The sequence below is a fragment of the Salinicola tamaricis genome, from assembly GCF_003006155.1.
GTDB lineage: Bacteria > Pseudomonadota > Gammaproteobacteria > Pseudomonadales > Halomonadaceae > Salinicola > Salinicola tamaricis.
Genome location: NZ_CP023559.1, coordinates 1,090,499 through 1,116,338, shown reverse-complemented (window position 1 = coordinate 1,116,338; position 25,840 = coordinate 1,090,499). Strand labels below are relative to the sequence as shown.

Sequence of the window (25,840 nt, the reverse complement as noted above, 5' to 3'; positions counted from 1 at the left end):
GAGCGCGAGATGGCCAAGTGTGCGGTGCGTCAGGCCGACGGCAGCCTGCGCATTCGCTGGATCGAGATCGACGAAGTGCGTAAGGCTCAGCGGGCGCTGCAGCGCTTCCTCGACCAGGAGGCACCCGGCGAAGGACTTCAGGTCGAGCGCTGTATCGGCGCCCGCGAGATTTTCTCCAGCGCCCAAGCGCGTGCCGTGGAGCGCAGTACGCCGCGTTGAACCACGTCCGGAAGCCCTCAGGGAGGGCATCCGCTGCGATCACCCTGGGTCAGCGTCACCCGGCCGGCATCGTTGAGGGTTAGCTTGTTGCCGTCACTGGCCGTGCAGACCCAGAAGCTGCCGAGGGACGTATTGAAGTGCCAGGGTGTGCTGTTGAAAGTGAGTTGGTTGCCGCCATTCCAGACCAGACCGACACCCGTCAGCGGATGCTCCCCCGCCAGGCGCCCTCCGCCACCGTCGGCCTGAGTCCACTGATAACCCCGGTTCCAATTCTTGCCGCACTGGCCGTTGGCGCCGAGGGCGCAGAGCCGCCACGGCTGGCGCGTGGCGACGGCGAGCTGCAGCGCTTCCAGGCGCTGGTGCAGCGCCCGGTCTCGCTGGCCAGGCGGCGGCGCTCCAGCCAGCCGCTTGTGGAGATCGCGATGCCGGCGAGTATGCCGATGATCACCAGGGTGACCAGCCAGCTCGATCAGGGTGAAGCCCCGTGGTGCGATCTGAGCTGAGACGATGGCGCGCACGCGACTGGCGGTGAGCGGTAGGCGGGGCGATGGAGGTATCTCCTCGGGCGAGGGCGGGCACGCGCGGCAGTGGGGGTGGTAACATCGGGCTTTTGTCGGGATATCGACATGCAGCAGGATTTCTTGATCGTGGGGGGAGGCGTCATCGGCATGCTGACGGCGCTGCAGCTGGCCGATGCCGGGCACTCGGTGGCGCTGGTGGCGCGCGGGCGCTGCGGCCGCGAGGCCTCCTGGGCCGGCGGTGGCATTGTTTCGCCGCTCTACCCCTGGCGCTATTCGCGGCCGATCTCGGCGTTGTCGAGCTGGTCCGAGGGCGCTACCCGGAGCTCGCCGGGCGGCTGCTCGAAGAGACCGGCATCGACCCCGAGTTCCGCCAGAAGGGGCTGCTCTATCTGCGCGTCGAGGATGTCGCCGCCGCCCTCGACTGGGCGCGCGAGGTGGCCAAGCGCTGTCGCGCATCGATGCCGCGACCCTGTATGCGAAGGAGCCGCAGGCGGCACCCGGATTCGACGGCGCGCTGTGGATGCCGACTGGGCAGCATCCGCAACCCGCGCCTGGGTCAGGCGCTGCGCGCGCGCCTCGCCGCCAGCCCCGGGGTGACGCTGCACGAGGGGCGCGAGGTGCGCGCACTGATTCGCCAGGGCGCGGCCATCCGCGGGGTCGAGACCGATAGCGGGGCGCTGCACGCCGGACACACCGTGGTCTGCGCCGGGGCCTGGTCGAGCGCGCTGCTGGCGGGTATCGGGGTCGAGTTGGCCGTGCGTCCTGTCAAGGGGCAGATGATTCTGTTCAAGGCGCCAACCGGGCTGGTCGAGCGGGTGGTGCTCAAGGATGGCCGCTACGTCATTCCGCGCGCCGATGGCCGCGTGCTGGCCGGTTCGACCCTCGAGGAGGTCGGCTTCGACAAGCAGACCACCGCCGCGGCGCTCGGCTCGCTGCACGCCAGCGCCTGCAGCATCGTGCCGGCGCTGGCCGAGTGCGAAGTCGAGCACCACTGGGCCGGGCTGCGCCCCGGCTCGCCCGAGGGTATCCCGACCATTGGTGCGGTACCGGGGTTCGACGGGCTGCACATCAATGCCGGACACTACCGCAACGGCCTGGTGCTGGCGCCGGCCTCGACCCGGCTGCTGGTGGATCAACTGATCGGCTGCGCGCCGATCGTCGACCCGACCCCTTACCTGCCGCGCTGAGTATGGATTTTGCCTGGCCGCGGCCATGGGCGAAAATGAGCGTGACGCCGCCGAGGCCGGTTGCGCGGCGCCAGCCAACCCTGTCGTAGCTGTCTGGAGAGAGTGGACCCATGCAAGACCTGACCCTGGTAATGGCACAGCTCGACCCGCTGGTCGGCGATATCGCCGGCAATACCGCAGCGGCGATCGAGGCCGTGCGCGAGGCGAAGCTCGAGCACGACGCCGACGTGGTGGTATTCAGCGAGCTCTATCTCACCGGCTATCCGCCTGAAGACCTGCTGCTGCGCGAGGCGATGGAGCCGCGCCTGGCTGAGGCGCTGGCGGAGATGGCGCAGAAGATCGCCAAGTTTGCGCCGCAGACCCTGGTCGTGGTGGGGTATCCCGGCCTGCGCGACGGCAAGCGCTACAACCTCGCCGGCGTGCTGCTGGGAGGAGAATGGCGGGGTGAGTACGCCAAGCAGGCGCTGCCCAACTATCAGGTGTTCGACGAGGATCGTTACTTCGAGCCCGGCACCCAGCCGTTGGTGATCGAGCACGCCGGCGCGCGGCTCGGCATCCTGATCTGCGAGGATCTGTGGGATGGCGCCCCGGTCCGGCAGTCGGCGCAGGCCGGCGCCGATATCCTGGTCACGCTCAACGCCTCGCCGTTCCATCTCGACAAGCCCGCCGAGCGCGAGCGGCTGTTCGCCACCCGTGCCCGCGAGGCGGGCCGGCCGGTGGTCTACGTCAACGCCATCGGCGGCCAGGACGAGCTGGTGTTCGACGGCGGTTCGCTGGTGCTGGATGCCCAGGGCGAGGTCGCGGTACGCGCGCCGTTCTGGCAGGCCGGGCTGATGCCGGTGCGCTTCGTCGCCGCGGACGCCGGCTGGCATCCCGAGTCGGGCGAGCGCGAGGCGCTGCCGGAGAGCGAGGAGAATCTCTACTGCGCGCTGGTCACCGGGCTGCGCGACTACGTCAACAAGAGCGGTTTTCAGGGCGTGGTCATGGGGCTCCGGGGGCATCGACTCGGCGCTGTCGCTGGCTATCGCCGTCGATGCCCTCGGCCCCGAGCGGGTCCATGCGGTGATGATGCCGTATCACTACACCGCCGAGATCTCGCGTGCCGACGCCGCCGAACAGGCCCGACTGCTCGGCGTCGGCTACGAGGTGATGCCGATCGCGCCGATGGTCGAGGCGTTCACCGCCACCCTCGCCGAGAGCTTCAGCGGCCTGAAGGCGGATACCACCGAGGAGAACCTGCAGTCGCGGGTGCGCGGTGTGCTGCTGATGGCGATCTCCAACAAGAAGGGGCTGATGGTCCAGACCACCGGCAACAAGAGCGAGATGGCGGTGGGCTACGCCACCCTCTACGGCGACATGGTCGGCGGCTACAACGCGCTCAAGGATGTCTACAAGACCTGGGTCTACCGGCTGGCCAGGTGGCGTAATGCTCAGTCCGCGGCGATCCCGGAGCGGGTGATCACCCGGCCGCCCTCCGCCGAGTTGGCCCCCGATCAGCAGGACAGCGACTCGCTGCCGGGCTACGACGTGCTCGATGCCATTCTCGAGCGCTATATCGAAGGCGACATGAGCGCCGAGGCGATCATCGCTGCCGGCTATGATCGCGACGACGTCTACAAGGTGGTCAAGCTGGTCGACCGCAACGAGTACAAGCGGCGTCAGGCGCCGGTGGGTGTACGGGTGACGCTGCGTGGCTTCGGCCGCGATCGGCGCTATCCGATCGTCAATGGGTGGCAGCCTGGCGCCTAGTCAGGCCCCGGTCAGGCCTCTGATCAAGCCAATTCGGCGCATCAAAAACCGCGACTGGGTCGCGGTTTTTTGGGCTCCGGCTGCTCAGCCGTTGGCGGTGAGCGGCGGGTTCACCTTGACATGCTTGGGCTCGAAAGTGTTGCCATCGAGCTGGGCGTTGTCGGGATCGTTGGCGATCAGCGTCTTGAGCACGCTCTGTGCGCGACCGCGCATGTCCAGACCCAGATAGCCCTCGACCATTACCGCCAGGGCATCGCGGGTCGCAGTGGACTTGGGGTAGTGCTCGATCACCCAGCGCCCGCGCTCGATCGCGGCGACATAGGCGCCCTTGCGCAGGTAAAGTCGGCCACCTGCAGCTCGTGGCGCGCCATCACGTTGCGCAGATAGATGATGCGCTGGCGCGCGTCCGGAGCGTAGGCGCTGTCGGGGAAGCGCCGCACCAGCTCGCCGAAGTCGACGTAGGCGTCACGCGAGGCCCCTAGATCGCGCTTGGAGATGTCGATCAGCTCCAGGCCTCGAGGCTGAAGCGTCCTGCCTGATAGGCGGCCAGGCCACGCATGTAGTAAGCGTAGTCGACCTGCGGATGATCCGGATGCAGACGGATGAAGCGGCTGGCGGCGGCGCGCGCCTGCTCCCAGTTCTCCCACCTTGTAGTAGGCGTAGATCTGCTCCAGCTGGGCTTGCTCGGCGTAGCGACCGAAGGGGAAACGGGTATCGAGCGCTTCCAGCTGGGTCACCGCGGTGGAGAAACGGCCGGCATCGAGCGAGCTCTGGGCCTGCTGGTAGAGCTCCTGCTCCTGCAGATCGGGGGCGGGCTCGTTACTGGCGCACCCGGCGAGCAGCGCGCCCGACATCAGCAGGGCGCCCAGTGCGGGAAATCGCGCTGAAAATCGCATCGTCATCCTCGTATCAACCAATCCCTGGCGGCCGTGATAGAATCCGCCGAATCCGCTCACTATAAAGCAAACCCCGGTAGCGGCGAAATGTACCGGCGAAACGGAATCCTTCCCGACGTATGGCCGACATCCTCAAGCGTGACGAGCGCATACCCGAGCATTTGGCCGGACGACGTCTGGACCAGGCGGCGGCCGAAATGTTCCCCGAGTTCTCCCGCGAGCGGCTCAAGAGCTGGATCCAGCAGGGCGAGCTCAGTCTCGACGGGCGCACGGCACGGCCCAAGGACAAGGTGTTCGGCGGTGAACGGCTGGCGCTCGACGCGCAACTGGAAGCCGAGACCCGCTGGGAGGCACAGGATATTCCACTGACCATCGTCCACGAAGACGACGCGGTGGTGGTGATCGACAAGCCTGCCGGGCTGGTGGTGCATCCCGCCGCCGGCAACCCCGACGGCACCCTGCTCAACGCCCTGTTGCACCATTTTCCGGCGCTGGCCGGTATCCCCCGTGCCGGCATCGTGCATCGTCTCGACAAGGACACCACCGGGCTGATGATGGTGGCCAAGACGCTGGAGGCCCAGACCGCACTGGTCGAGCAGCTGCAGGCGCGTAGCGTGTCGCGGGAGTACGATGCCATCGTGGTCGGCACCATGACCGCCGGCGGTACCGTGGATGCGCCGATCGGGCGCCATCCCAAGGATCGTCAGCGTCAGTCGGTCACCAATGGTGGCAAGCCGGCGGTGACCCACTACCGGGTCCAGGAGCGCTTCCGTGGGCACACCCACGTGCGCTGTCGTCTGGAGACCGGGCGCACCCATCAGATCCGCGTGCATCTGGCCCATGTGCGCTATCCGCTGGTCGGGGATCCGGTCTACGGCGGGCGGCTCAAGCTACCCGCCGGCGCCGGCGAGTCGCTCAAGACGCTGCTGCGCGATTTCCCGCGCCAGGCGCTGCATGCGCACAAGCTGCGCTTCACGCATCCCGTCAGCGGCGAGCCGGTGGAGTGCCGCGCGCCGCTGCCCGATGACATTTTCCTGCTGCTGGATGCGCTGCGTCAGGACCGGGAGGGCGAGGCATGAGCCTGAGTGACGCTTCCGGATTGCCCGGCATGACCGCGCCGGCCAGCGATGCGCCGACGCTGATCCTGCCTGACTGGGCCGCGCCGAGTACCGTCGGTGCCTTCGTCACCACGCGCCAGACCGGCCCCAGCCGCGGCCACTTCGCCGCTTTCAATCCCCAGGGCTTCAAGGGCGACGACCCGCAGACGGTGGCGCGCTGCCGTGAGCTGCTGTCGCTGGAGGTGGGCGATGGGCGTCCGCTGTTCTGGCTCAAGCAGGTCCACGGGGCGCGGGTGATGCAGAGCTATCAGCCCGAGTACCGCGAGACGCCGCCCGAGGCCGATGCGGCGGTCACCAGCGGGCGTGATTACGCCTGCGTGGTGCTCACCGCCGACTGCCTGCCGGTGTTCTTCTGCGATCGGGCGGGGACCCGCGTGGGCGTGGCCCACGCCGGCTGGCGCGGGCTCGCCGGTGGCGTGCTGGAGGCCAGCGTGGCCGCGCTGGGGGTCGATCCGAGCGAGATTCTGGTGTGGTTCGGGCCGGCGATCTCGAATGCCCAGTTCGAGGTCGGTCCGGAGGTGTTCGAAGCCTTCGTCGCGGTCCAGCCGGAGGCGGAGAGCGCCTTCGACCGCAGCCCCTACCGGCTCGGCCACCATATGGCCGATCTCTACAAGCTGGCGCGCCTGCGCCTCGAGCGCCTGGGGATCCAGTCGATCAGCGGCGGCCACTTCTGCACCGCCTGCGACGAGGAGCGCTTTTACTCCTACCGTCGTGACCAGGGCCGCACCGGGCATATGGCCAGCGTGATCTGGCTGCGCTGAGTCGCGCTATCCGGCTTCCCTTCTGTTTCAGATTCCACATGAATGAGATTCGTCTGCGTCCATTTGGCGCAGGCGAATTTTTCATGCGTGACGCTTGAATTGTATAAACATACCTCCATCTAGCTGTCAACTGATAAACTGATTCGCCGCCGACTCGGTCGGCCGGCTCTGGAGGGAATCCGATGCGTATGGATCGCATGACCACGAAGTTGCAGAACGCCCTGGCCGAGGCGCAATCGCTGGCGGTCGGCCGCGGCCATAATCAGCTCGACCCGGGGCATCTGCTGATGGCGCTGCTGGAGATGCGCGACAGCGGCGTCAAGGGCCTGGTGCAGAAGGCGGGCGGCGACGTCAGCCGTCTGCGCGAGGGGCTGACGAGCTATCTCGACAAGCTGCCCGAAGTCGGCCAGTTCGACGGCAACGTCAGCATGAGCCAGGACCTGGGGCGGTTGTTCAATCTGGCCGACCGCGAGGCCCAGAGCCGCGGCGACCACTACATCGCGATCGAACTGGTGCTGCTCGCCGCGCTCGATCTCAAGGGCGGCGTGGCCAAGGTGTTGACCCAGGCCGGGCTGGAGCGCAAGCGTCTGGCCACGGCGATCAGCGAGGTGCGCGGCGGCGCCCAGGTCGACGATGCCAACGTCGAAGAGAAGCGCGAGGCGCTGGAAAAGTACACCCTCGATCTGACCGCCCGCGCCAGCGACGGCAAGCTCGACCCGGTGATCGGGCGCGACGACGAGATTCGCCGCACCATCCAGGTACTGCAGCGGCGGACCAAGAACAACCCGGTGCTGATCGGCGAGCCGGGGTGGGCAAGACCGCGATCGTCGAAGGGCTGGCCCAGCGCATCGTCAACGGCGAGGTGCCGGAGGGGCTCAAGGAGAAGCGCGTGCTGTCGCTGGACATGGGCGCGCTGCTGGCCGGGGCCAAGTTCCGCGGCGACTTCGAGGAGCGGCTCAAGGCGGTGCTCAACGAGCTGGCCAAGGAAGAGGGGCGGGTGATCCTGTTCATCGACGAGCTGCACACCATGGTCGGCGCGGGCAAGGCCGAGGGCTCGATGGATGCCGGCAACATGCTCAAGCCGGCGCTGGCCCGCGGTGAGCTGCACTGCGTGGGGGCGACCACTCTCGACGAGTACCGCCAGTACATCGAGAAGGATGCGGCGCTGGAGCGGCGCTTCCAGAAGGTGCTGGTGGACGAGCCCAGCGAAGAGGACACCGTCGCCATCCTGCGCGGGCTCAAGGAGCGCTACGAGGTCCACCACGGGGTCGACATCACCGACGGCGCGATCATCGCCGCGGCCAAACTCTCGACCCGCTACATCACCGACCGCCAGCTCCCAGACAAGGCGATCGACCTGATCGACGAGGCGGCCTCGCGCATCCGCATGGAGCTCGACTCCAAGCCGGAGGAGATGGATCGTCTCGAACGGCGTCTGATCCAGCTCAAGATGGAGCGTGAGGCGCTGAAGAAGGAGACCGACGAGGCTTCGCGCAAGCGCCTGGAGAATCTCGAAAGCCTGATCGATGAACTCGAACGCGAATACGCCGATCTCGAGCAGGTGTGGAAGGCCGAGAAGGCCAGCATCCAGGGCGCGGCCCAGTACAAGGCCGAACTCGAACAGGCGCGTATCGACCTCGAAGCGGCGCGGCGCCAGGGCGATCTCGGGCGCATGTCCGAACTGCAGTACGGGGTCATCCCCAAGCTCGAGCAGCAGATCGCCGAGAGCAGCGAGAGCGAGGCCAGCGGCGCGGCGGAGCATCAGCTCCTGCGCTCCAACGTGACCGAGGAGGAGATTGCCGAGGTGGTGTCGCGCTGGACCGGGATTCCGGTGGCCAAGATGCTCGAGGGTGAGCGTGACAAGCTGCTGCGCATGGAAGAGGCGCTGCACGAGCGGGTGATCGGCCAGGACGAAGCGGTCACCGCGGTGGCCAACGCCGTGCGTCGTTCGCGGGCCGGGCTCTCCGATCCCAACCGGCCCAACGGCTCGTTCCTGTTCCTCGGCCCCACCGGGGTAGGCAAGACCGAGCTGTGCAAGTCGCTGGCCAGTTTCCTCTTCGACACCGAGGAAGCGATGGTGCGCATCGACATGTCCGAGTTCATGGAGAAGCACTCGGTGGCGCGTCTGATCGGGGCGCCGCCGGGCTACGTCGGTTACGAGGAGGGCGGCTACCTGACCGAGGCCGTTCGCCGCAAGCCCTACTCGGTGCTGCTGCTCGACGAGGTCGAGAAGGCGCACCCGGATGTTTTCAACATCCTGCTGCAGGTACTCGAGGATGGGCGCCTAACCGATGGCCAGGGGCGCACGGTGGATTTCCGCAACACGGTGATCGTGATGACCTCCAACCTGGGCTCCGACGTGATCCAGCGCATGGGCGGCGAGGAGTCCGACTACGCGGCGATGCGTGATGCGGTGATGGCCGTGGTGGGTAACCACTTCCGCCCCGAGCTGATCAACCGTATCGACGAGGTGGTGGTGTTCCACGCCCTCGGCCAGGAGCAGATCCAGGCGATTGCCTCGATCCAGCTCGAGCGTCTGCGTCAGCGGCTCGCCGAGCGCGATCTCGGGCTCGAGGTCAGCAGCGACGCCATGGCTCAGCTGGCGGTGGTGGGCTTCGATCCGGTCTATGGGGCGCGTCCGCTCAAGCGTGCGATCCAGAACCGGATCGAGAACCCGCTGGCCCAGGATCTGCTGGCGGGGCGCTTCGCCCCGGGCGATATTATCCGGGTGCGCGCCGAGGGCGACCATCTGGTGTTCGCGACCTGACGTCGGCGGATACTCGCTGTACGGCTAGTGACCACGATAGAGCCCCGCCGAAAGGCGGGGCTCTTGTCTTGTCTGGGCCGCAGTTCTCACGCCCCCGAGACCTTCCGAGGCCAGAGATCGCGCCTGGGGCGTCTGTTCAGGCGCGGGCGGGCTGGCGCCGCTGCGCTGCCGGGTCGCTGCCGCCGCGTACCAGGCGGCGCTGTAGCTCCTCCAGCGAGACGCCCTTGGTCTCGGGCATCAGGAACATCACGAACAGCACCTGCAATACCATCATCACGGCGAAGAAGGCGAACACCGGCCCGCCGTTGAAGTGCCCCAGCACCGTGGGCATCAGCAGTGCGATACAGGCAGCGCAGATCCAGTGCACCGAACTGCCGAAGGACTGGCCGCGGGCGCGCACCTGGTTGGGGAAGATCTCGGCGATGAAGACCCAGATGATCGCCCCCTGGCTGATGGCGTGGGCGGCGATGAACAGGCACAGCAGCAAGGGCACGTCGAGACCACCCAGATCGCCGGAGAAGAAGGCGCGCGAGATCAGCACCAGCGAGGCGATATAGCCCACCGAGCCGATGTAGAGCAGGGTGCGCCGCCCCAGACGGTCGATCAGCGCCATGCCGAGCATGGTGAACAGCAGGTTGATCACGCCGATGCCCACGGTCGAGAGCAGGGCAGCGCTGCTGCCGAGCTGGGCCGCTTCGAGCACTCGGGGGGCGTAGTAGATGATGAAATTGATACCGGAGAGCTGATTGAAGAAGGCGATCAGGAACGCCAGCAGGATGGGCAGGCGATAGCGGCCGGAGAAGAACGCCGGTCGCGCCTGCTGCTCGTCACTGTCGTCGGCGGCGCGGATCGCGGCGACCTGGGCGTCGACGTCGGCTTGCGGGTCGAGCTGCCGCAGTACCGCGGCGGCGCCTTGGGTGTCGTTGCGGTGCAGGATCAGCCAGCGCGGGCTGCGTGGAATGCGCAGCACCATCAGGGTGTAGATCAGCGCCGGCACCGCCTCGACGCCGAGCATCCAGCGCCACGCCTGGCCGTCGATCAGCGCGCCGATCACATAGTTGGAGACGAACGCCATCAGGATGCCGAACACCACGTTGAACTGATACAGGCCCACCAGCAGGCCGCGACGCTCGCTTGGCGCGATCTCCGAAATATAGGTGGGGGCCGCCACCGAGGAGACGCCCACGCCGATACCGCCGATCAGACGGAAGAACGAGAACCAGTAGGGGTCGCTGGCCAGCGCCGAGCCCATCGCCGAGATCAGATAGAGCCCGCCGATCAGCAGCAGGGTGGCGCGCCGGCCCAGGCGGTCGGTGGGGTAGTTGCCCCAGATGGCGCCGATCACCGTGCCCCACAGCGCCATCGACATCACCAGCAGGCCGTGCTGCAGGTCGCTCAGCCCCCACAGCGCCTGGATGGGTTTGTCGGCGCCGGAGATGACCGCGGTATCGAAGCCGAATAGAAACCCGGCCAGGGCTACCGTGATCGACCACTGGACGATACGCGACATGGAACTCCTCCTTCTTCCGGGTCGGGCGACGCGGTATACATGAGATGAATCGATTCAGCTTGCGCATTACAGCAAGGGATCGACGCAGATGCGAGCGTTCGTCGGTAGACTTTCGTCGCGCTTCGGTAAACGGAGGGGCGCGTGTCGGGCGCCGATGGCCGGTGCTGACGCCGGGTGCCCGCCAAGGTTGACACTCCGGGAGCGCTGGGAGAATCTAGGCGACTCCTGATTGCGGGCGCAGCCATTGCCGGGCGACCCCTGGCCGCTGCGTGAAGGGTAGGTTCTGCGTGACCTCTACCCGCCTGTCGAAGGAACTCTTTCTCAGGAAAGAGGGGAACGGGCCACCCGCTCGTCCCCGCCAACCCCACACGGCGATCTGCCGTGCCGGGAGCCGCGTCGACCTGCCGGTCACGAGGTTTCCATGAGTGCGGGTCCCCACCCAGGGCCCATAGCCAGGATTATGGCATCAGGCGCCGACGGCATGTCGGTAGCGGCGTACCGCCGCATTAACGCTACGCGATCGCGGAAATCGCGCAGTGTGGCACTCGAACCTCCAGGGGAGACTCACCAGTGGAATTACTTTCCGGCGCCGATATGATCGCCCGCTTCCTGAAAGACGAAGGGGTGGAGCATATCTACGGCTACCCGGGCGGTGCGGCATTGCACATCTACGATGCCCTCTTTCGCCAGGATAGCGTCAAGCACATTCTCGTTCGCCACGAGCAGGCCGCGACCCACGCCGCCGACGGCTATGCCCGCGCCACCGGCAAGCCCGGCGTGGTGCTCGTCACCTCCGGCCCCGGCGCCACCAATGCCGTCACCGGCATCGCCACCGCCTACATGGATTCGATTCCCATGGTGGTGCTGTGCGGCCAGGTGATGAGCCACCTGATCGGCGAGGACGCCTTCCAGGAGACCGATATCGTCGGCGTGACTCGCCCGGTGGTGAAGCACAGCTTCTCGATCAAGCACCCGAGCGAGATCCCCGAGGTGCTGAAGAAGGCGTTCTATTTGGCCGCCACCGGACGTCCCGGCCCGGTGCTGGTGGACATTCCGAAGGACATGACGTCGCCCACCGAGCGTTACGAATACGTCTATCCGAAGAAGGTCAAGATTCGCTCCTACAACCCGGTCACGCGCGGACATACCGGCCAGATCAAGAAAGCTGTCGACATGATGCTCAAGGCGCGGCGCCCGGTGTTCTATACCGGCGGCGGCATCATCACCGGGCGCGCCTCCGAAGCGCTGACCGATCTGGTGCAGCGTCTGGGCTTTCCGATCACCACCACGCTGATGGGGATCGGCGGCTTCCCCCAGGGCGACCGCTGCTCCCTCGGCTGGCTCGGCATGCACGGCAGCTATGAAGCCAACATGGCGATGCACCACGCCGATCTGATCATCGCCATCGGCGCGCGCTTCGATGACCGCGTCACCAACAACACCTCGAAGTTCTGCCCCACGGCCAAGATCGTGCACGTCGATATCGACCCCAGCTCGATCTCCAAGACGGTGCGCGCGGACGTGCCCATCGTCGGTGCCGCAGGCAGCGTGATCGACGAGATGATCAGCCTGCTGCAGGACCGCGAGCCGGCCAGCCCCGATGCGCTCGCCGAGTGGTGGAAAACCATCGACGGCTGGCGCGCCGAGCGCGAAGGCAAGCTCTACGAGCCGTCGAAGCCGGGCGAGGCACTCAAGCCGCAGGAGGTGATCGAGGCGGTCTACCGCGCTACCCGCGGCGAAGCCTTCGTCACCACCGACGTGGGCCAGCATCAGATGTTCGCGGCCCAGTATTACAAGTTTGCCAAGCCCAACCGGTTCATCACCTCCGGTGGCCTCGGCACCATGGGCTTCGGCTTCCCGGCGGCGATGGGCGTCAAGCTCAACTTCCCGCAGGACGACGTGGTCTGCTTCACCGGTGAAGGCAGCTTCCAGATGATGATGCAGGAGCTGTCGACGTGTAAGCAGTTCGATGTCGGGGTCAAGATCGTCAACCTCAACAACCAGTCGCTGGGCATGGTGCGCCAGTGGCAGGATCTCAACTACAAGTCCCGCCACGCCCACTCCTACATGGAGTCGCTGCCGGACTTCGCCAAGTTGATCGAGGCCTATGGCTTCACCGCGATCAAGGTGACGACCTTCGATGAGCTGGAGCCGGCGCTGGAGCGTGCCTTCGCCGATACCCATGAGCTCGTGTTCCTCGATATCTACGTCGATCCTTTCGAACACGTCTACCCGATGCAGGTGCCGCCTGGGCTCCATGCGTGACATGTTGCTGTCGAAGACGGAGCGGACCTGATGCGTCATATCATCTCGATTCTGCTGGAAAACGAACCCGGCGCCCTGTCCCGCGTGGTGGGGCTGTTCTCCCAGCGCAACTTCAACATCGAAACGCTGAACGTGGCGCCGACGGAAGACCCCTCGCTCTCGCGGCTGACCGTCACCACGGTGGGCGACGACCGCGTGATCGAGCAGATCACCAAGCATCTCAACAAGCTGATCGACGTGGTCAAGCTGGTCGACCTGACCGAGGGCAACCATATCGAGCGCGAGCTGATGCTGGTCAAGGTCAAGGCGCTGGGCGCCAGCCGTGACGAGGTCAAGCGCACCGCGGACATCTTCCGGGCCCAGGTCGTGGACGTGACGCCGAGCGTTTACACCGTGCAGATCACCGGCGATGCCGGCAAGCTCGACGCTTTCGTCCAGGCGATGGCGCCGATCGGCATTCTCGAAGTGGCGCGGACCGGGGTGTCCGGTATTGCCCGCGGCGACAAGCTGCTGTCGCTGTAGCCGATTCGACGGCAGCGCTACGACGCCCGGCGGAAGCGATTCCGCCGGGCGTTTTTCATGGTATCTCGCTGGAGACGCTGGCGGGCATTAGAGCGCGGCTCAGCTAGGCAGCTGTGCCCACAGTGCTTCGATCAGGGCGCTCTTGAGACGGCGCTTGAGTACGCACAGGCCGACGTCGTAGTGGGGCAGCTCGGGCTTGACCGGCAGGATGGTGATCCGTTCGAGCAGCGGGCTATTGTCGAGCACGATCCGCGGCACGATGCCCACGCCGAAGCCGAGTCCGACCATGCTGACGATCGCCTCGTTGCCGGCGACCTGGGCGTAGATGCGCGGGCGTACGCCGAGCGCTCGGAACCAGGTGTCGGCATGATCGCGGGAGAGCCCGGACTCGGACAGGATCATCGGCACCTCGCGCCACTGGGCCGGCGTCGGAATCTCCGGTGTGGCCGGCAGCCAGGCGGCGCCGTCACGCGGGGCGATGAACACCAGTGGCGAGGTCGCCAGCGGCTTGAACGCCACCGCCTCCGGCAGGCTGCGTGGGCGCGCGGTGATCGCCACCTCCTCCTGTTCGGACTGGACCCGGGCAATGGCATCCGCCGGATCGCCGGTGTGCAGCTTGATCTCGATACGCGGATGGCGCTGGCGGAATTCGCTCAGCAGGCGGTAGAGGAAGCTATAGCTGGCGGTGACCGAACAGTAGATGCTGAGCTCGCCGGCCAGCTCCTGGGTCTCCGCCATCAGCTCGCGCTGCAGGGTCTGCCACTGCTCCAGCGTCTCCCGCGCATAGGTGTGGAACAGCTGGCCTTCCCGGGTCAGCTCGACGTGACGATTGTCACGCTCGAACAGGGTCACCCCCAGGTTTTCCTCGAGCTGGCGCAGCGAGCGGCTCAGGGTCGAGGGGCTGATATGGCAGGCGTCGCTGGCACGGCCGAAATGGAGATGGTCGGCCAGGGCCAGGAAGTGGGTGAGCGGGCGGTAATCCATAGCGTGTGCATGTTGCCATATGTGAAATGTCGCATTGCAAATATAGCGTTTTACGCAACGCAGCGCTTGTCTTATCGTGGCGTCACGGTTCGACGATCACCGCCCGCTGCGCGGCCGACGCGATCGCTATACCGACCTGACACATTTCAGACTGTTCGTATCGATATCGGAGTTTGCCATGCACGTGTATTACGACAAGGACTGCGACCTGTCGCTGATCCAATCCAAGCAGGTCACCATCGTGGGTTATGGCTCCCAGGGCCATGCCCACGCCAATAACCTGAAGGAGTCCGGTGTCGACGTGACCGTGGCACTGCGCAAGGGTTCCTCTTCTGCGGCCAAGGCCGAAGGTGCCGGCCTCAAGGTGGCCAGTGTGGCCGAGGCGTGCAAGAGCGCCGACGTGGTCATGATCCTGGCGCCGGACGAGAACCAGAAGGTGATCTACGAGCAGGAGATCGAGCCGAACCTGAAAGAGGGCGCTACCGTCGCCTTCGCCCACGGCTTCAACATTCACTACAGCCAGGTCCAGCCGCGCGCCGATCTCGACGTGATCATGGTCGCGCCCAAGGCGCCGGGCCACACCGTGCGCTCCGAGTTCGTGCGTGGCGGTGGTATCCCCGACCTGATCGCGATTCATCAGAACGCCTCCGGCCAGGCCAAGGAGATCGCGCTCTCCTACGCCGCGGCGATCGGCGGTGGCCGTAGCGGGATCATCGAGACCACCTTCAAGGACGAGACCGAAACCGATCTGTTCGGTGAGCAGGCGGTTCTCTGTGGCGGCGCGGTCGAGCTGGTCAAGGCGGGCTTCGAGACCTTGACCGAAGCGGGCTACGCCCCCGAGATGGCCTACTTCGAGTGTCTCCACGAGCTCAAGCTGATCGTCGACCTGATGTACGAAGGCGGCATCGCCAACATGAACTACTCGATCTCCAACAATGCCGAGTACGGTGAGTATGTGACCGGTCGCGAGATCATCAACGAGAGTTCGAAAGAGGCAATGCGCAAGGCACTCAAGCGTATCCAGGATGGCGAATACGCCAAGATGTTCATCGCCGAAGGCGCCTGCAACTACGCCTCGCTCAACGCCCGCCGGCGCCAGACCGCCGAGCACCCGATCGAGCAGGTGGGTGAGAAGCTGCGCGGCATGATGCCGTGGATCACCGCCAACCAGCTGGTCGACAAGAGCAAGAACTGAGCCGCTTAAGCTGTGGCACGCAACGAGGGGCGCGACCGAGGTCGCGCCCCTTTTGTTTGGCTGCCAGGGCGATAGTTTGATCGTTCGGGTAGGGCATGTGTCGCGATTCCCGCTAGGCTGTGGGTAGAATTGTCCGGCTTCCATACCGGAACGCTCTCGATATCAAAGGACTCGCCGCCATGACGCAGGAAGAACGCCACCACGAGCAGGAGCCCGAAACCATCACCATCGGCGCGACCTCGCCGCTGTTCGACGACGAGGACGAGGTGATCGAGGAGACGGTGGAGAACGGCAAGCGTATCCGCCGTCGCGGCATCTATCTGCTGCCCAATCTGTTCACCCTCTCGGCGCTGTTCGCCGGCTTCTACTCGATCGTTGCGGCGATCAACGGTGACTACGCTAAGGCCGCGATCGCGATCTTCATCGCCATGGTGCTCGACGGGCTGGATGGCCGAGTGGCTCGCCTGACCAATACCCAGAGCGCCTTCGGTGCCGAATTCGACAGCCTGGCCGATATGGTCTCGTTCGGTATGGCGCCGGCGCTGGTCGCCTTCACCTGGATTCTTCAGGATATCGGCAAGATCGGCTGGATCGCCGCCTTCATCTTCGTCTCCGGGGCGGCGCTGCGGCTGGCACGCTTTAACGTGCAGATCGGCAGTACCGACAAGAAGTGGTTCGTCGGCTTGCCCAGCCCTTCGGCTGCCGCAGTGGTCGCCGGCTGTGTCTGGGTCTTCCACACCTTCGATGCCGAGTCCATTGGCTTCAAGGTGTTGATGACGATCGTCGTCGCCGCCGCTGGCGTGTTGATGGTGAGCAATGTGCGCTACCACAGCTTCAAGGAGATCGACTTCAAGGGGCCCGTTCCCTTCGTCTTCCTGCTGGTGATCGTGCTGCTGTTCGTACTGATCTCGATCGAACCCTCGGTGATGCTGCTGGCTCTCTTCGGTTGTTACGTGGTATCGGGACCGTTGTTTGCGCTGGGTAGGCTCAACAAGGCGCGCCGGGACAAGCGCCGCAATGCTTCCGGTGACCAGCAGGCCCAGGACGACTGACGCCGGCCCGACTTCGATGTCTACCGACGCCCGCCTTGCGCGGGCGTCGGTGTATCTGGCCTGATGCCTCCCGTCAGAAGCCGCGCCATACGTGGCCTGTAGCGGCAGTACCGAAGCGCGGCGCAACTTTTTCGACATTTCCCCTTGCCAAGGCCGAGGGAGATCCGTAAAGTACGCATCCGCTGACGCCGAGACAGGTTCTCGGGTTGGTGGAGAAGCTAGCTAAGCTGTTGAAAAGATTGAAAAAATCGATTGACAGCTAGCGATGAGGAAAGCAGAATACGCCCCTCGCTTTTTCAGGATCGGTTCTCCAGCAGCAACGGAAGCCGGGCAAGCGTCGACAAGAAAGACGTTGACATCTTCCCCAAGATCCTTAAAATACGCCTCTCCTTACGGCGACCCAGAAAGCAAGCGCTGACAAGCACTTGGGTCACGGCAGAAGGCTCGGTGCTCTGCGTGAGACGAGACTTCAAGTAAGGACGCTCTTTAACAATCGATCAGGTAATTGATGTGGGCGCTTGTCTTGCGTGACGCCAGTCACAGCATATCAAGGCAAGCGACTCGTCTAAGATTCGTTTGACCTTGAACCAAGTTTGGTCCGCTTCGCTTCTGATGCTTTCGGGCAGAGAAGAGGTAAGGACTATCAGACTTTTAACTGAAGAGTTTGATCATGGCTCAGATTGAACGCTGGCGGCAGGCCTAACACATGCAAGTCGAGCGGCAGCACGGGGAGCTTGCTCCCTGGTGGCGAGCGGCGGACGGGTGAGTAATGCATAGGAATCTGCCCGGTAGTGGGGGATAACCTGGGGAAACCCAGGCTAATACCGCATACGTCCTACGGGAGAAAGCAGGGGCTCTTCGGACCTTGCGCTATCGGATGAGCCTATGTCGGATTAGCTGGTTGGTGAGGTAATGGCTCACCAAGGCGACGATCCGTAGCTGGTCTGAGAGGATGATCAGCCACACTGGGACTGAGACACGGCCCAGACTCCTACGGGAGGCAGCAGTGGGGAATATTGGACAATGGGCGCAAGCCTGATCCAGCCATGCCGCGTGTGTGAAGAAGGCCCTCGGGTTGTAAAGCACTTTCAGCGAGGAAGAAGGCTTGGCGGCTAATATCCGTCAAGAAGGACATCACTCGCAGAAGAAGCACCGGCTAACTCCGTGCCAGCAGCCGCGGTAATACGGAGGGTGCGAGCGTTAATCGGAATTACTGGGCGTAAAGCGCGCGTAGGTGGTTTGGCACGCCGGTTGTGAAAGCCCCGGGCTCAACCTGGGAACGGCATCCGGAACGGCCAGACTAGAGTGCAGGAGAGGAAGGTAGAATTCCCGGTGTAGCGGTGAAATGCGTAGAGATCGGGAGGAATACCAGTGGCGAAGGCGGCCTTCTGGCCTGACACTGACACTGAGGTGCGAAAGCGTGGGTAGCAAACAGGATTAGATACCCTGGTAGTCCACGCCGTAAACGATGTCGACTAGCCGTTGGGACCTTTAAGGACTTAGTGGCGCAGTTAACGCGATAAGTCGACCGCCTGGGGAGTACGGCCGCAAGGTTAAAACTCAAATGAATTGACGGGGGCCCGCACAAGCGGTGGAGCATGTGGTTTAATTCGATGCAACGCGAAGAACCTTACCTACCCTTGACATCCAGAGAACTTGGCAGAGATGCCTTGGTGCCTTCGGGAACTCTGAGACAGGTGCTGCATGGCTGTCGTCAGCTCGTGTTGTGAAATGTTGGGTTAAGTCCCGTAACGAGCGCAACCCTTGTCCTTATTTGCCAGCACGTAATGGTGGGAACTCTAAGGAGACTGCCGGTGACAAACCGGAGGAAGGTGGGGACGACGTCAAGTCATCATGGCCCTTACGGGTAGGGCTACACACGTGCTACAATGGCCGGTACAAAGGGTTGCGAGACCGCGAGGTGGAGCGAATCCCAGAAAGCCGGCCTCAGTCCGGATCGGAGTCTGCAACTCGACTCCGTGAAGTCGGAATCGCTAGTAATCGTGAATCAGAATGTCACGGTGAATACGTTCCCGGGCCTTGTACACACCGCCCGTCACACCATGGGAGTGGACTGCACCAGAAGTGGTTAGCTTAACCTTCGGGGGAGCGATCACCACGGTGTGGTTCATGACTGGGGTGAAGTCGTAACAAGGTAGCCGTAGGGGAACCTGCGGCTGGATCACCTCCTTAAACGATTAGCGGATCGCGAGATAAGCGCTCACAATCAATTACCTGATCGACCAAGAGCAATGACTGTTTGGGTCACGGACCCAGTGGTAAAGCCGGGTCTGTAGCTCAGTTGGTTAGAGCGCACCCCTGATAAGGGTGAGGTCGGCCGTTCAAATCGGCCCAGACCCACCATCTCACGCTCAGTTGGTAAGAGCGCACCCCCGGGGTGTAAAAAGAGAGGGTGAGGTCGCGGGGTTTTTCGAATCGGCCCAGACCCACCAATTTCGCCAGATACGGCGTTGCTTTTCACCTCGTGTAGCAGGCTACACGTCGGCAAAAAGCGCCTTGTCTCTGACGAAATGTCTAGCCGGGGCCATAGCTCAGCTGGGAGAGCGCCTGCCTTGCACGCAGGAGGTCAGCGGTTCGATCCCGCTTGGCTCCACCAAATCTTTCCCCGTTGGCCCACGCCACACAGTCATCGAGTTCTAAGCCATCCGCTTCGTCGCGACAACCGCGACCGAGTCGATCGCTTAGAGCTTCTGCTCTAAACGCTCTTTAACAATATGGATCATGCTGACAGTTCTTCACCATTTGTAGTTGGAATGGCGAAGAGCGAAAAGTGATACGTCTCAAGCGTATCCGGCAATTGTCGTTGTGATCGCGCGACCAGACTCCTTCGGGTTATATGGTCAAGCGATTAAGCGCACACGGTGGATGCCTAGGCAGCCAGAGGCGATGAAGGACGTTGTAGCCTGCGAAAAGGCTCGGTGAGGTGGCAAACAACCTGTGACCCGGGCATGTCCGAATGGGGAAACCCACCCAGCATAAGCTGGGTATCCCACACTGAATCCATAGGTGTTGGGAAGCGAACCGGGGGAACTGAAACATCTAAGTACCCCGAGGAAAAGAAATCAACCGAGATTCCCCCAGTAGCGGCGAGCGAACGGGGAGTAGCCCTTAAGCATGTGACTGGTTAGACAAACGGTCTGGAAAGGCCGGCCATAGTGGGTGATAGCCCCGTCGTCGAAAACCTGAACATGTGAAATCGAGTAGGTCGGGGCACGTGAAACCTTGACTGAACATGGGGGGACCATCCTCCAAGGCTAAATACTCCTGGCTGACCGATAGTGAACCAGTACCGTGAGGGAAAGGCGAAAAGAACCCCGGAGAGGGGAGTGAAATAGATCCTGAAACCGTGTGCGTACAAGCAGTGGGAGCCGACTTGTTCGGTGACCGCGTACCTTTTGTATAATGGGTCAGCGACTTATATTCAGTGGCGAGCTTAACCGTATAGGGGAGGCGTAGAGAAATCGAGTCTTAACTGGGCGACCAGTCGCTGGATATAGACCCGAAACCGGGCGATCTATCCATGGCCAGGGTGAAGGTCAGGTAACACTGACTGGAGGCCCGAACCGGGATCTGTTGAAAAAGATTCGGATGAGCTGTGGATCGGAGTGAAAGGCTAATCAAGCTCGGAGATAGCTGGTTCTCCTCGAAAGCTATTTAGGTAGCGCCTCACGTATTACCGCCGGGGGTAGAGCACTGTTTCGGCTAGGGGCCCATCCCGGGTTACCAACCCGAGGCAAACTCCGAATACCGGTGAGTAGAGCGTGGGAGACACACGGCGGGTGCTAACGTCCGTCGTGAAAAGGGAAACAACCCAGACCGTCAGCTAAGGCCCCCAAATTCTGGTTAAGTGGGAAACGATGTGGGAAGGCATAGACAGCTAGGAGGTTGGCTTAGAAGCAGCCATCCTTTAAAGAAAGCGTAATAGCTCACTAGTCGAGTCGGCCTGCGCGGAAGATGTAACGGGGCTCAAACCAGATGCCGAAGCTACGGGTTCATCCTCAGGATGAGCGGTAGAGGAGCGTCGTGTAAGCCTGCGAAGGTGTGTTGAGAAGCATGCTGGAGGTATCACGAGTGCGAATGCTGACATGAGTAACGACAAGGGGAGTGAAAACCTCCCCCGCCGGAAGACCAAGGGTTTCTGTTCTACGTCAATCGGAGCAGAGTGAGTCGGCCCCTAAGGCGAGGCTGAAAAGCGTAGTCGATGGGAAACGGGTCAATATTCCCGTACCGGATGTGATTGCGATGGGGGGACGAAGAAGGCTAGGTGAGCCAGGCGTTGGTTGTCCTGGTGAAAGTCAGTAGGCTGAGAGCTTAGGCAAATCCGGGCTCTCAAGGCCGAGAGACGAGACGAACGGACTACGGTCCGGAAGTCATCGATGCCACGCTTCCAGGAAAAGCCTCTAAGCTTCAGATCACATGCGACCGTACCCCAAACCGACACAGGTGGTCAGGGTGAGAATCCCAAGGCGCTTGAGAGAACTCGGGTGAAGGAACTAGGCAAAATGGCACCGTAACTTCGGGAGAAGGTGCGCCGGCGTAGCGTGAAGAGACTCGCTCTCCTAGCGTGAACCGGTCGAAGATACCAGGTGGCTGCAACTGTTTATTAAAAACACAGCACTCTGCTAACGCGTAAGCGGACGTATAGGGTGTGACGCCTGCCCGGTGCCGGAAGGTTAATTGATGGTGTTAGCGCAAGCGAAGCTCCTGATCGAAGCCCCGGTAAACGGCGGCCGTAACTATAACGGTCCTAAGGTAGCGAAATTCCTTGTCGGGTAAGTTCCGACCTGCACGAATGGCGTAATGATGGCCACGCTGTCTCCACCCGAGACTCAGTGAAATTGAAATCGCAGTGAAGATGCTGTGTACCCGCGGCTAGACGGAAAGACCCCGTGAACCTTTACTATAGCTTCACACTGGACGCTGATGTTGCTTGTGTAGGATAGCTGGGAGGCTTGGAAACCGTGACGCCAGTTGCGGTGGAGCCAACCTTGAAATACCAGCCTGGCATCATTGGCGTTCTAACTTCGCACCGTGATCCGGTGTAAGGACAGTGTGTGGTGGGTAGTTTGACTGGGGCGGTCTCCTCCGAAAGCGTAACGGAGGAGCACGAAGGTACCCTCAGCACGGTTGGAAATCGTGCATTGAGTGCAGAGCATAAGGGTGCTTAACTGCGAGACAGACACGTCGAGCAGGTACGAAAGTAGGTTCTAGTGATCCGGTGGTTCTGTATGGAAGGGCCATCGCTCAACGGATAAAAGGTACTCCGGGGATAACAGGCTGATACCGCCCAAGAGTTCACATCGACGGCGGTGTTTGGCACCTCGATGTCGGCTCATCACATCCTGGGGCTGAAGTCGGTCCCAAGGGTATGGCTGTTCGCCATTTAAAGTGGTACGCGAGCTGGGTTTAGAACGTCGTGAGACAGTTCGGTCCCTATCTGCCGTGGGCGTTGGAGATTTGAGAAGTGCTGCTCCTAGTACGAGAGGACCGGAGTGGACGCACCTCTGGTGTTCCGGTTGTCACGCCAGTGGCACTGCCGGGTAGCTATGTGCGGACGGGATAACCGCTGAAGGCATCTAAGCGGGAAGCCCCCTTCAAGATGAGATCTCCCTGAGACTTCGAGTCTCCTAAAGGGTCCAGCAAGACGAGCTGGTTGATAGGCACGGTGTGGAAGCGCTGCAAGGCGTTGAGCTAACGTGTACTAATGCCCCGTGAGGCTTGACCATATAACCCCAAGGGGTCTGGGTACTCCAGACCGGGGTCGCGCGATCGCATCGCGACAATGGCCGGATAGGCAAGAGACGTATCATCAGCATGATCCAGATTGGTCGATGTGAAGCTGGCGCGTGAAAGCGTGTCACAGGTTCATGTCGACGTCAGTTTTGCCTGACGACCATAGCGAGTGGGAACCACCTGATTCCATGCCGAACTCAGAAGTGAAACCGCTTAGCGCCGATGGTAGTGTGGGGTCTCCCCATGTGAGAGTAGGTCATCGTCAGGCACCTATACCGAACCCCCGGCCCATGCCGGGGGTTCATTCGTTTGGGGGGCTCCCCTGGACCTGTTCGTTGGGAACGAACGGGAACCGCTTTAGCGGGCCCGAAGGGCGAGTCTCAGGATGAGACGAGTTATACCGAACCCCAGTCTCGAGAGAGACTGGGGTTCACTCGTTTCTGGGCTTAGGCCCTGCACCATCTCCTCCGCAACGCGGCCCAGGCCCTCCTGGTGTCGCTGACGCTCTAGGCTTCGACTTATCCCCACCCTCTTTATCGAGAGCCCGCGGTGACCGCCTGTGGATAGTTGGCCGAAGTCCTATCTGTGCTCTGTCTCTGCCTCATCTGGGATACCGCATCGATACATCGATGCGCATGATAGTCGCCTTCGGTGTATTCGATTAGCCCGCTAACAGTAGCGCCCCCATACTGTCACCAACGGTTGAGGCCAAGGCCCAACGCACTCATCGACCTGTAAGACAGTCACTGGAGGTTCCCCATGAAAACCCGTCTCCTTACCGCTATCGCCCTGATCGTGGCACTGCCGGCCGTGGCCCAGGCCAACAGCTTCGCCGAGAAGCAGGCCTTCGCTGCGCTGCACCAGCCGCTGAATACCCAGGTGGTGAGCGACTACCAGACGCTGCCGACCCGCTACAGCGTCGATACGGTCAGCGGTGGCCACAGCACCGCGGCCAACCAGGCGCTGGTGCAGGTCGCCGAGCAGACCCAGCGTGGCACCCATCTGCGCGCCGGTGCCGCCGACCTGGTCGGCCAGGGTCAGAGCGTCGCTGCCGCCCAGGCGCTGCAGAACGTCAACGCCAGCGGCCAGGGCAATGTCGACGTGAGCTTCGCCAGTCTCGACTGAGGCGTGCTCACACCCAGAACGAACAGCGCTCGCCCCTGATGCCTCTCTGAGACCCGCGAGCGCCAGACTCCACACCTCCACTTCCCCGGCCCGCCCCCGCGCCGGGGCTTTTTGTGTGTATGGGATCGGTGGGGCGGCGTAGAGAGCGCCAAGCCTGTTGCTGGACTAGTCTGTCGAGACTGAAGTGCTCGAGTGCCGAGCCAGCGATCATGACGGGAGAGGGCGGTATGCTGGAGCGATTACCCGACGATTTTACTGCTGTGGTGACCGGGGCTGGTGGCGGGATCGGCCAGGCCGTCGTGCGCTGTCTGTTGGACACATCGCGGGTGGGGCGCATCTTGGCAGTGTCGCGTCAGTCGCTGGCCTTCGACGATGACCGGGTCGAAACGTTGACAGCCGATCTCACCGAAGCAGAGGGCTTGGCGCGTCTGGGCGAGCGGCTCGCCGGGGCGCCACTGCATCTGCTGTTCAATACCCTGGGCATGCTGCACGACGCGACGCGTGACATTGCGCCGGAGAAGCGTCTCGAGGAGCTCGATGCTGACAGCCTGGCGACGCTGTTCCATGTCAATGCGATCACCCCGGCGCTGCTGCTCAAGGCTGTGCTGGGGTCACTGAAGGGGCAACATCCGACGCTGGTGGCGAGTCTGTCGGCGCGGGTAGGTTCGATCGAGGACAACGGCTTCGGCGGCTGGTATGGCTATCGGGCGAGCAAGGCGGCACACAACATGCTGCTGCGGACGGCGGCCATCGAGCTGGCGCGCTACAACAAGCAGGCAATCGTGCTCTGCCTGCATCCGGGCACGACGGATACCGAGCTCTCCAAGCCGTTCCAGCGGCGTGTACCCGACGGCAAGCTGTTCAGCCCCGAGTACGTCGCCGAGCGCCTGCTGACGGTGATCAGTGAGCGCCGCCCCGAGGAGAGCGGCAGCTTCTGGGATTGGGCGGGCAAGCCTGTTCCGTGGTGAGCGCGTGCCTAGATCATCGCTTCGAGGGCGGTGATCAGTCCCTGCATCTCTTCATCGGTACCGATGGAGATACGCAGGAAATCGCTCAGACCATCGCGATTGAAGTGACGCACCAGAATCCCGCGCTCGCGCAGTCCGGCAAACAGTGTCTCGCCGGCGAATTGCGGGTGCCGGGTGAACAGGAAGTTGGTCTGCGATGGCAGCACCTCGAAACCGAGTTCGACCAGCGAGCGACGTGTCTCTTCGCGTGTGGCCATCACCTGCTGGCAGCAACGCTTAAAGTGCTCACGGTCGTTCAGCGCCGCGATCGCCACTGCGCTGGCGAGCATATCGACCGGGTAGGAGTTGAACGAGTTCTTCACCCGCTCCAGCCCCTCGATCAGTTCCCGCGAGCCGATCGCATAGCCCAGCCGCAACCCTGCCAGGCTGCGTGACTTGGAGAGCGTGCCAGTGACCAGCAGGTTGGGTTGGTCCGCGACCAGCGGCACCGCGCTCTCGCCGCCGAAGTCGACGTAGGCTTCATCGACCAGCACCACGCTGTCCTGAATGCGCGACAGTAGACGTGCGATCTCGGCACGTGGATGGCCGTGCCCCGTGGGGGCATTAGGGTTGGCGAAGACCACGCCGCCGTTGTCGCCGTCGAAGGCGTCGAGGGCGATCTCCCAGCGGTCATCCAGCGCCACGGTGCGATAGGCGATGTCGTAGAGCTTGCAGTAGACCGGATAGAAGCTGTAGCTGATCGCCGGCATCAGCAGCGGCCGGGGTTGGCAGAAGAAAGCCTGGAAGGCGAACGCGAGTACTTCGTCCGAACCATTGCCGACGAACACCTGCTCCGGCGCCACACCGTGGGTCTCGGCCAGCGTCTCGCGCAGCGCGCGGGAGTCAGGGTCGGGATAGCGGCGCAGCTGCTCGGTGTCGATATCGCGTAGCACCTGGGCGACCGCGGGTGACGGCGGATAGGGATTCTCGTTGGTATTGAGCTTGACCAGTCTCTCACGCGGCTGCTCGCCGGGTACGTAGGGCGTCAGGGCGCGGACGGCAGGACTCCAGAGTTGGCTCATGATCTCTCGCGATGGGGCTGGGCAGTGTCGGGAAACGGTTGGCGATAAAGGATTGGGGACGGTTCCGGGGCCGGGACGCTCGGCGTGTGCACGCTCGGCGCGGTGGTGCCTGTCATAGTGACCGCTGTCGCAGGACGGCGCAAGTCTGGGGCGGCGGCGTCACGAGGGGTTGATTAGTCCTCTAAT

The 25,840-nt window shown here is 63.3% G+C and carries 12 protein-coding genes, 2 tRNA genes, 3 rRNA genes and 5 pseudogenes; 17 read left to right on the top strand and 5 right to left on the bottom strand.

Going from position 1 to position 25,840, the window contains the following annotated elements; genetic code table 11:
* The first annotated feature begins 9 nt into the window (after positions 1-9).
* Positions 10-219, top strand: a complete 210-nt coding sequence (locus tag CN538_RS05125) for a hypothetical protein (RefSeq protein ID WP_129591304.1) — start codon at positions 10-12, stop codon at positions 217-219.
* Between the two features lie 17 nt (positions 220-236).
* Here CN538_RS05125 and CN538_RS05120 read toward each other — a convergent pair whose 3' ends face one another.
* Positions 237-737, bottom strand: coding sequence for a hypothetical protein (locus CN538_RS05120; RefSeq protein ID WP_106418770.1), 501 nt, complete (start codon positions 735-737; stop codon positions 237-239).
* A 108-nt stretch (positions 738-845) separates the two neighbouring features.
* Here CN538_RS05120 and thiO point away from each other — a divergent pair.
* Together thiO and CN538_RS05110 are read left to right on the top strand one after the other, a co-directional pair.
* Positions 846-1,927, top strand: a pseudogene (gene thiO / locus CN538_RS05115) (glycine oxidase ThiO).
* 110 nt (positions 1,928-2,037) lie between these two features.
* Positions 2,038-3,676 (top strand): annotated as a pseudogene (locus CN538_RS05110) (NAD+ synthase).
* A gap of 84 nt (positions 3,677-3,760) precedes the next feature.
* Here the strand turns inward: CN538_RS05110 and CN538_RS05105 are convergent.
* Positions 3,761-4,530 (bottom strand): annotated as a pseudogene (locus CN538_RS05105) (outer membrane protein assembly factor BamD).
* A gap of 161 nt (positions 4,531-4,691) precedes the next feature.
* Between CN538_RS05105 and rluD the strand changes: the two are divergent.
* The 3 genes and pseudogenes from rluD to clpB all read left to right on the top strand — a co-directional run bounded on the left by rluD (position 4,692) and on the right by clpB (position 9,218).
* A complete protein-coding gene (gene rluD, locus CN538_RS05100) occupies positions 4,692-5,651 on the top strand; it encodes a 23S rRNA pseudouridine(1911/1915/1917) synthase RluD (RefSeq protein ID WP_106418769.1) in 960 nt (319 codons plus the stop codon).
* Entirely contained in the window at positions 5,648-6,451 is an 804-nt protein-coding gene (pgeF, locus tag CN538_RS05095) for a peptidoglycan editing factor PgeF (RefSeq protein WP_242495578.1), read from the top strand. The genes rluD and pgeF overlap by 4 nt, the downstream gene beginning before the upstream one ends.
* A gap of 182 nt (positions 6,452-6,633) precedes the next feature.
* A pseudogene (clpB, locus tag CN538_RS05090) lies at positions 6,634-9,218 on the top strand (ATP-dependent chaperone ClpB).
* A gap of 136 nt (positions 9,219-9,354) precedes the next feature.
* On the opposite strand, the gene CN538_RS05085 reads toward clpB, so the two are convergent.
* A complete protein-coding gene (locus CN538_RS05085) occupies positions 9,355-10,782 on the bottom strand; it encodes a sugar porter family MFS transporter (protein ID WP_277985151.1) in 1,428 nt (475 codons plus the stop codon).
* Positions 10,783-11,298: 516 nt separating this feature from the next.
* Here CN538_RS05085 and CN538_RS05080 point away from each other — a divergent pair.
* Both CN538_RS05080 and ilvN read left to right on the top strand, forming a co-directional pair.
* Positions 11,299-13,024 (top strand): annotated as a pseudogene (locus CN538_RS05080) (acetolactate synthase 3 large subunit).
* Positions 13,024-13,515: an acetolactate synthase small subunit gene (ilvN, locus tag CN538_RS05075; protein WP_106418766.1), complete on the top strand. Its 492-nt coding sequence runs from the start codon at positions 13,024-13,026 to the stop codon at positions 13,513-13,515. Before CN538_RS05080 ends, ilvN begins: the two are co-directional and overlap by 1 nt.
* A gap of 99 nt (positions 13,516-13,614) precedes the next feature.
* On the opposite strand, the gene ilvY is transcribed toward ilvN, so the two are convergent.
* Positions 13,615-14,499, bottom strand: coding sequence for an HTH-type transcriptional activator IlvY (gene ilvY / locus CN538_RS05070; protein WP_106418765.1), 885 nt, complete (start codon positions 14,497-14,499; stop codon positions 13,615-13,617).
* Between the two features lie 178 nt (positions 14,500-14,677).
* Between ilvY and ilvC the strand changes: the two genes are divergently transcribed.
* From ilvC to CN538_RS05025, 9 genes are all read left to right on the top strand, one after another.
* On the top strand, positions 14,678-15,694 hold the full coding sequence (gene ilvC / locus CN538_RS05065; RefSeq protein WP_106420557.1) for a ketol-acid reductoisomerase: 1,017 nt from the start codon (positions 14,678-14,680) through the stop codon (positions 15,692-15,694).
* Positions 15,695-15,873: 179 nt separating this feature from the next.
* Complete coding sequence (gene pssA, locus CN538_RS05060) at positions 15,874-16,746, top strand: CDP-diacylglycerol--serine O-phosphatidyltransferase (protein ID WP_106418764.1); 873 nt, start codon at positions 15,874-15,876, stop codon at positions 16,744-16,746.
* Positions 16,747-17,398: 652 nt separating this feature from the next.
* Positions 17,399-18,939 (top strand): 16S ribosomal RNA (locus tag CN538_RS05055).
* Positions 18,940-19,033: 94 nt separating this feature from the next.
* A tRNA-Ile gene (locus CN538_RS05050) sits at positions 19,034-19,110 on the top strand.
* Between the two features lie 177 nt (positions 19,111-19,287).
* Positions 19,288-19,363 (top strand) — tRNA-Ala (locus tag CN538_RS05045).
* Positions 19,364-19,605: 242 nt separating this feature from the next.
* A 23S ribosomal RNA gene (locus tag CN538_RS05040) occupies positions 19,606-22,493 on the top strand.
* Positions 22,494-22,652: 159 nt separating this feature from the next.
* Positions 22,653-22,768: ribosomal RNA gene (rrf, locus tag CN538_RS05035) — 5S ribosomal RNA — on the top strand.
* Together the 16S, 23S and 5S rRNA genes with 2 tRNA genes alongside form the textbook arrangement of a ribosomal RNA operon.
* A 491-nt stretch (positions 22,769-23,259) precedes the next feature.
* A complete protein-coding gene (locus tag CN538_RS05030; RefSeq protein ID WP_106418763.1) occupies positions 23,260-23,625 on the top strand; it encodes a hypothetical protein in 366 nt (121 codons plus the stop codon).
* 227 nt (positions 23,626-23,852) lie between these two features.
* Positions 23,853-24,593 (top strand): SDR family NAD(P)-dependent oxidoreductase, encoded by a 741-nt coding sequence (locus CN538_RS05025; protein ID WP_106418762.1) that lies wholly within the window; start codon positions 23,853-23,855, stop codon positions 24,591-24,593.
* A gap of 8 nt (positions 24,594-24,601) precedes the next feature.
* On the opposite strand, the gene hisC is transcribed toward CN538_RS05025, so the two are convergent.
* Positions 24,602-25,654: a histidinol-phosphate transaminase gene (hisC, locus tag CN538_RS05020; protein WP_106418761.1), complete on the bottom strand. Its 1,053-nt coding sequence runs from the start codon at positions 25,652-25,654 to the stop codon at positions 24,602-24,604.
* Positions 25,655-25,840 lie beyond the last annotated feature (186 nt).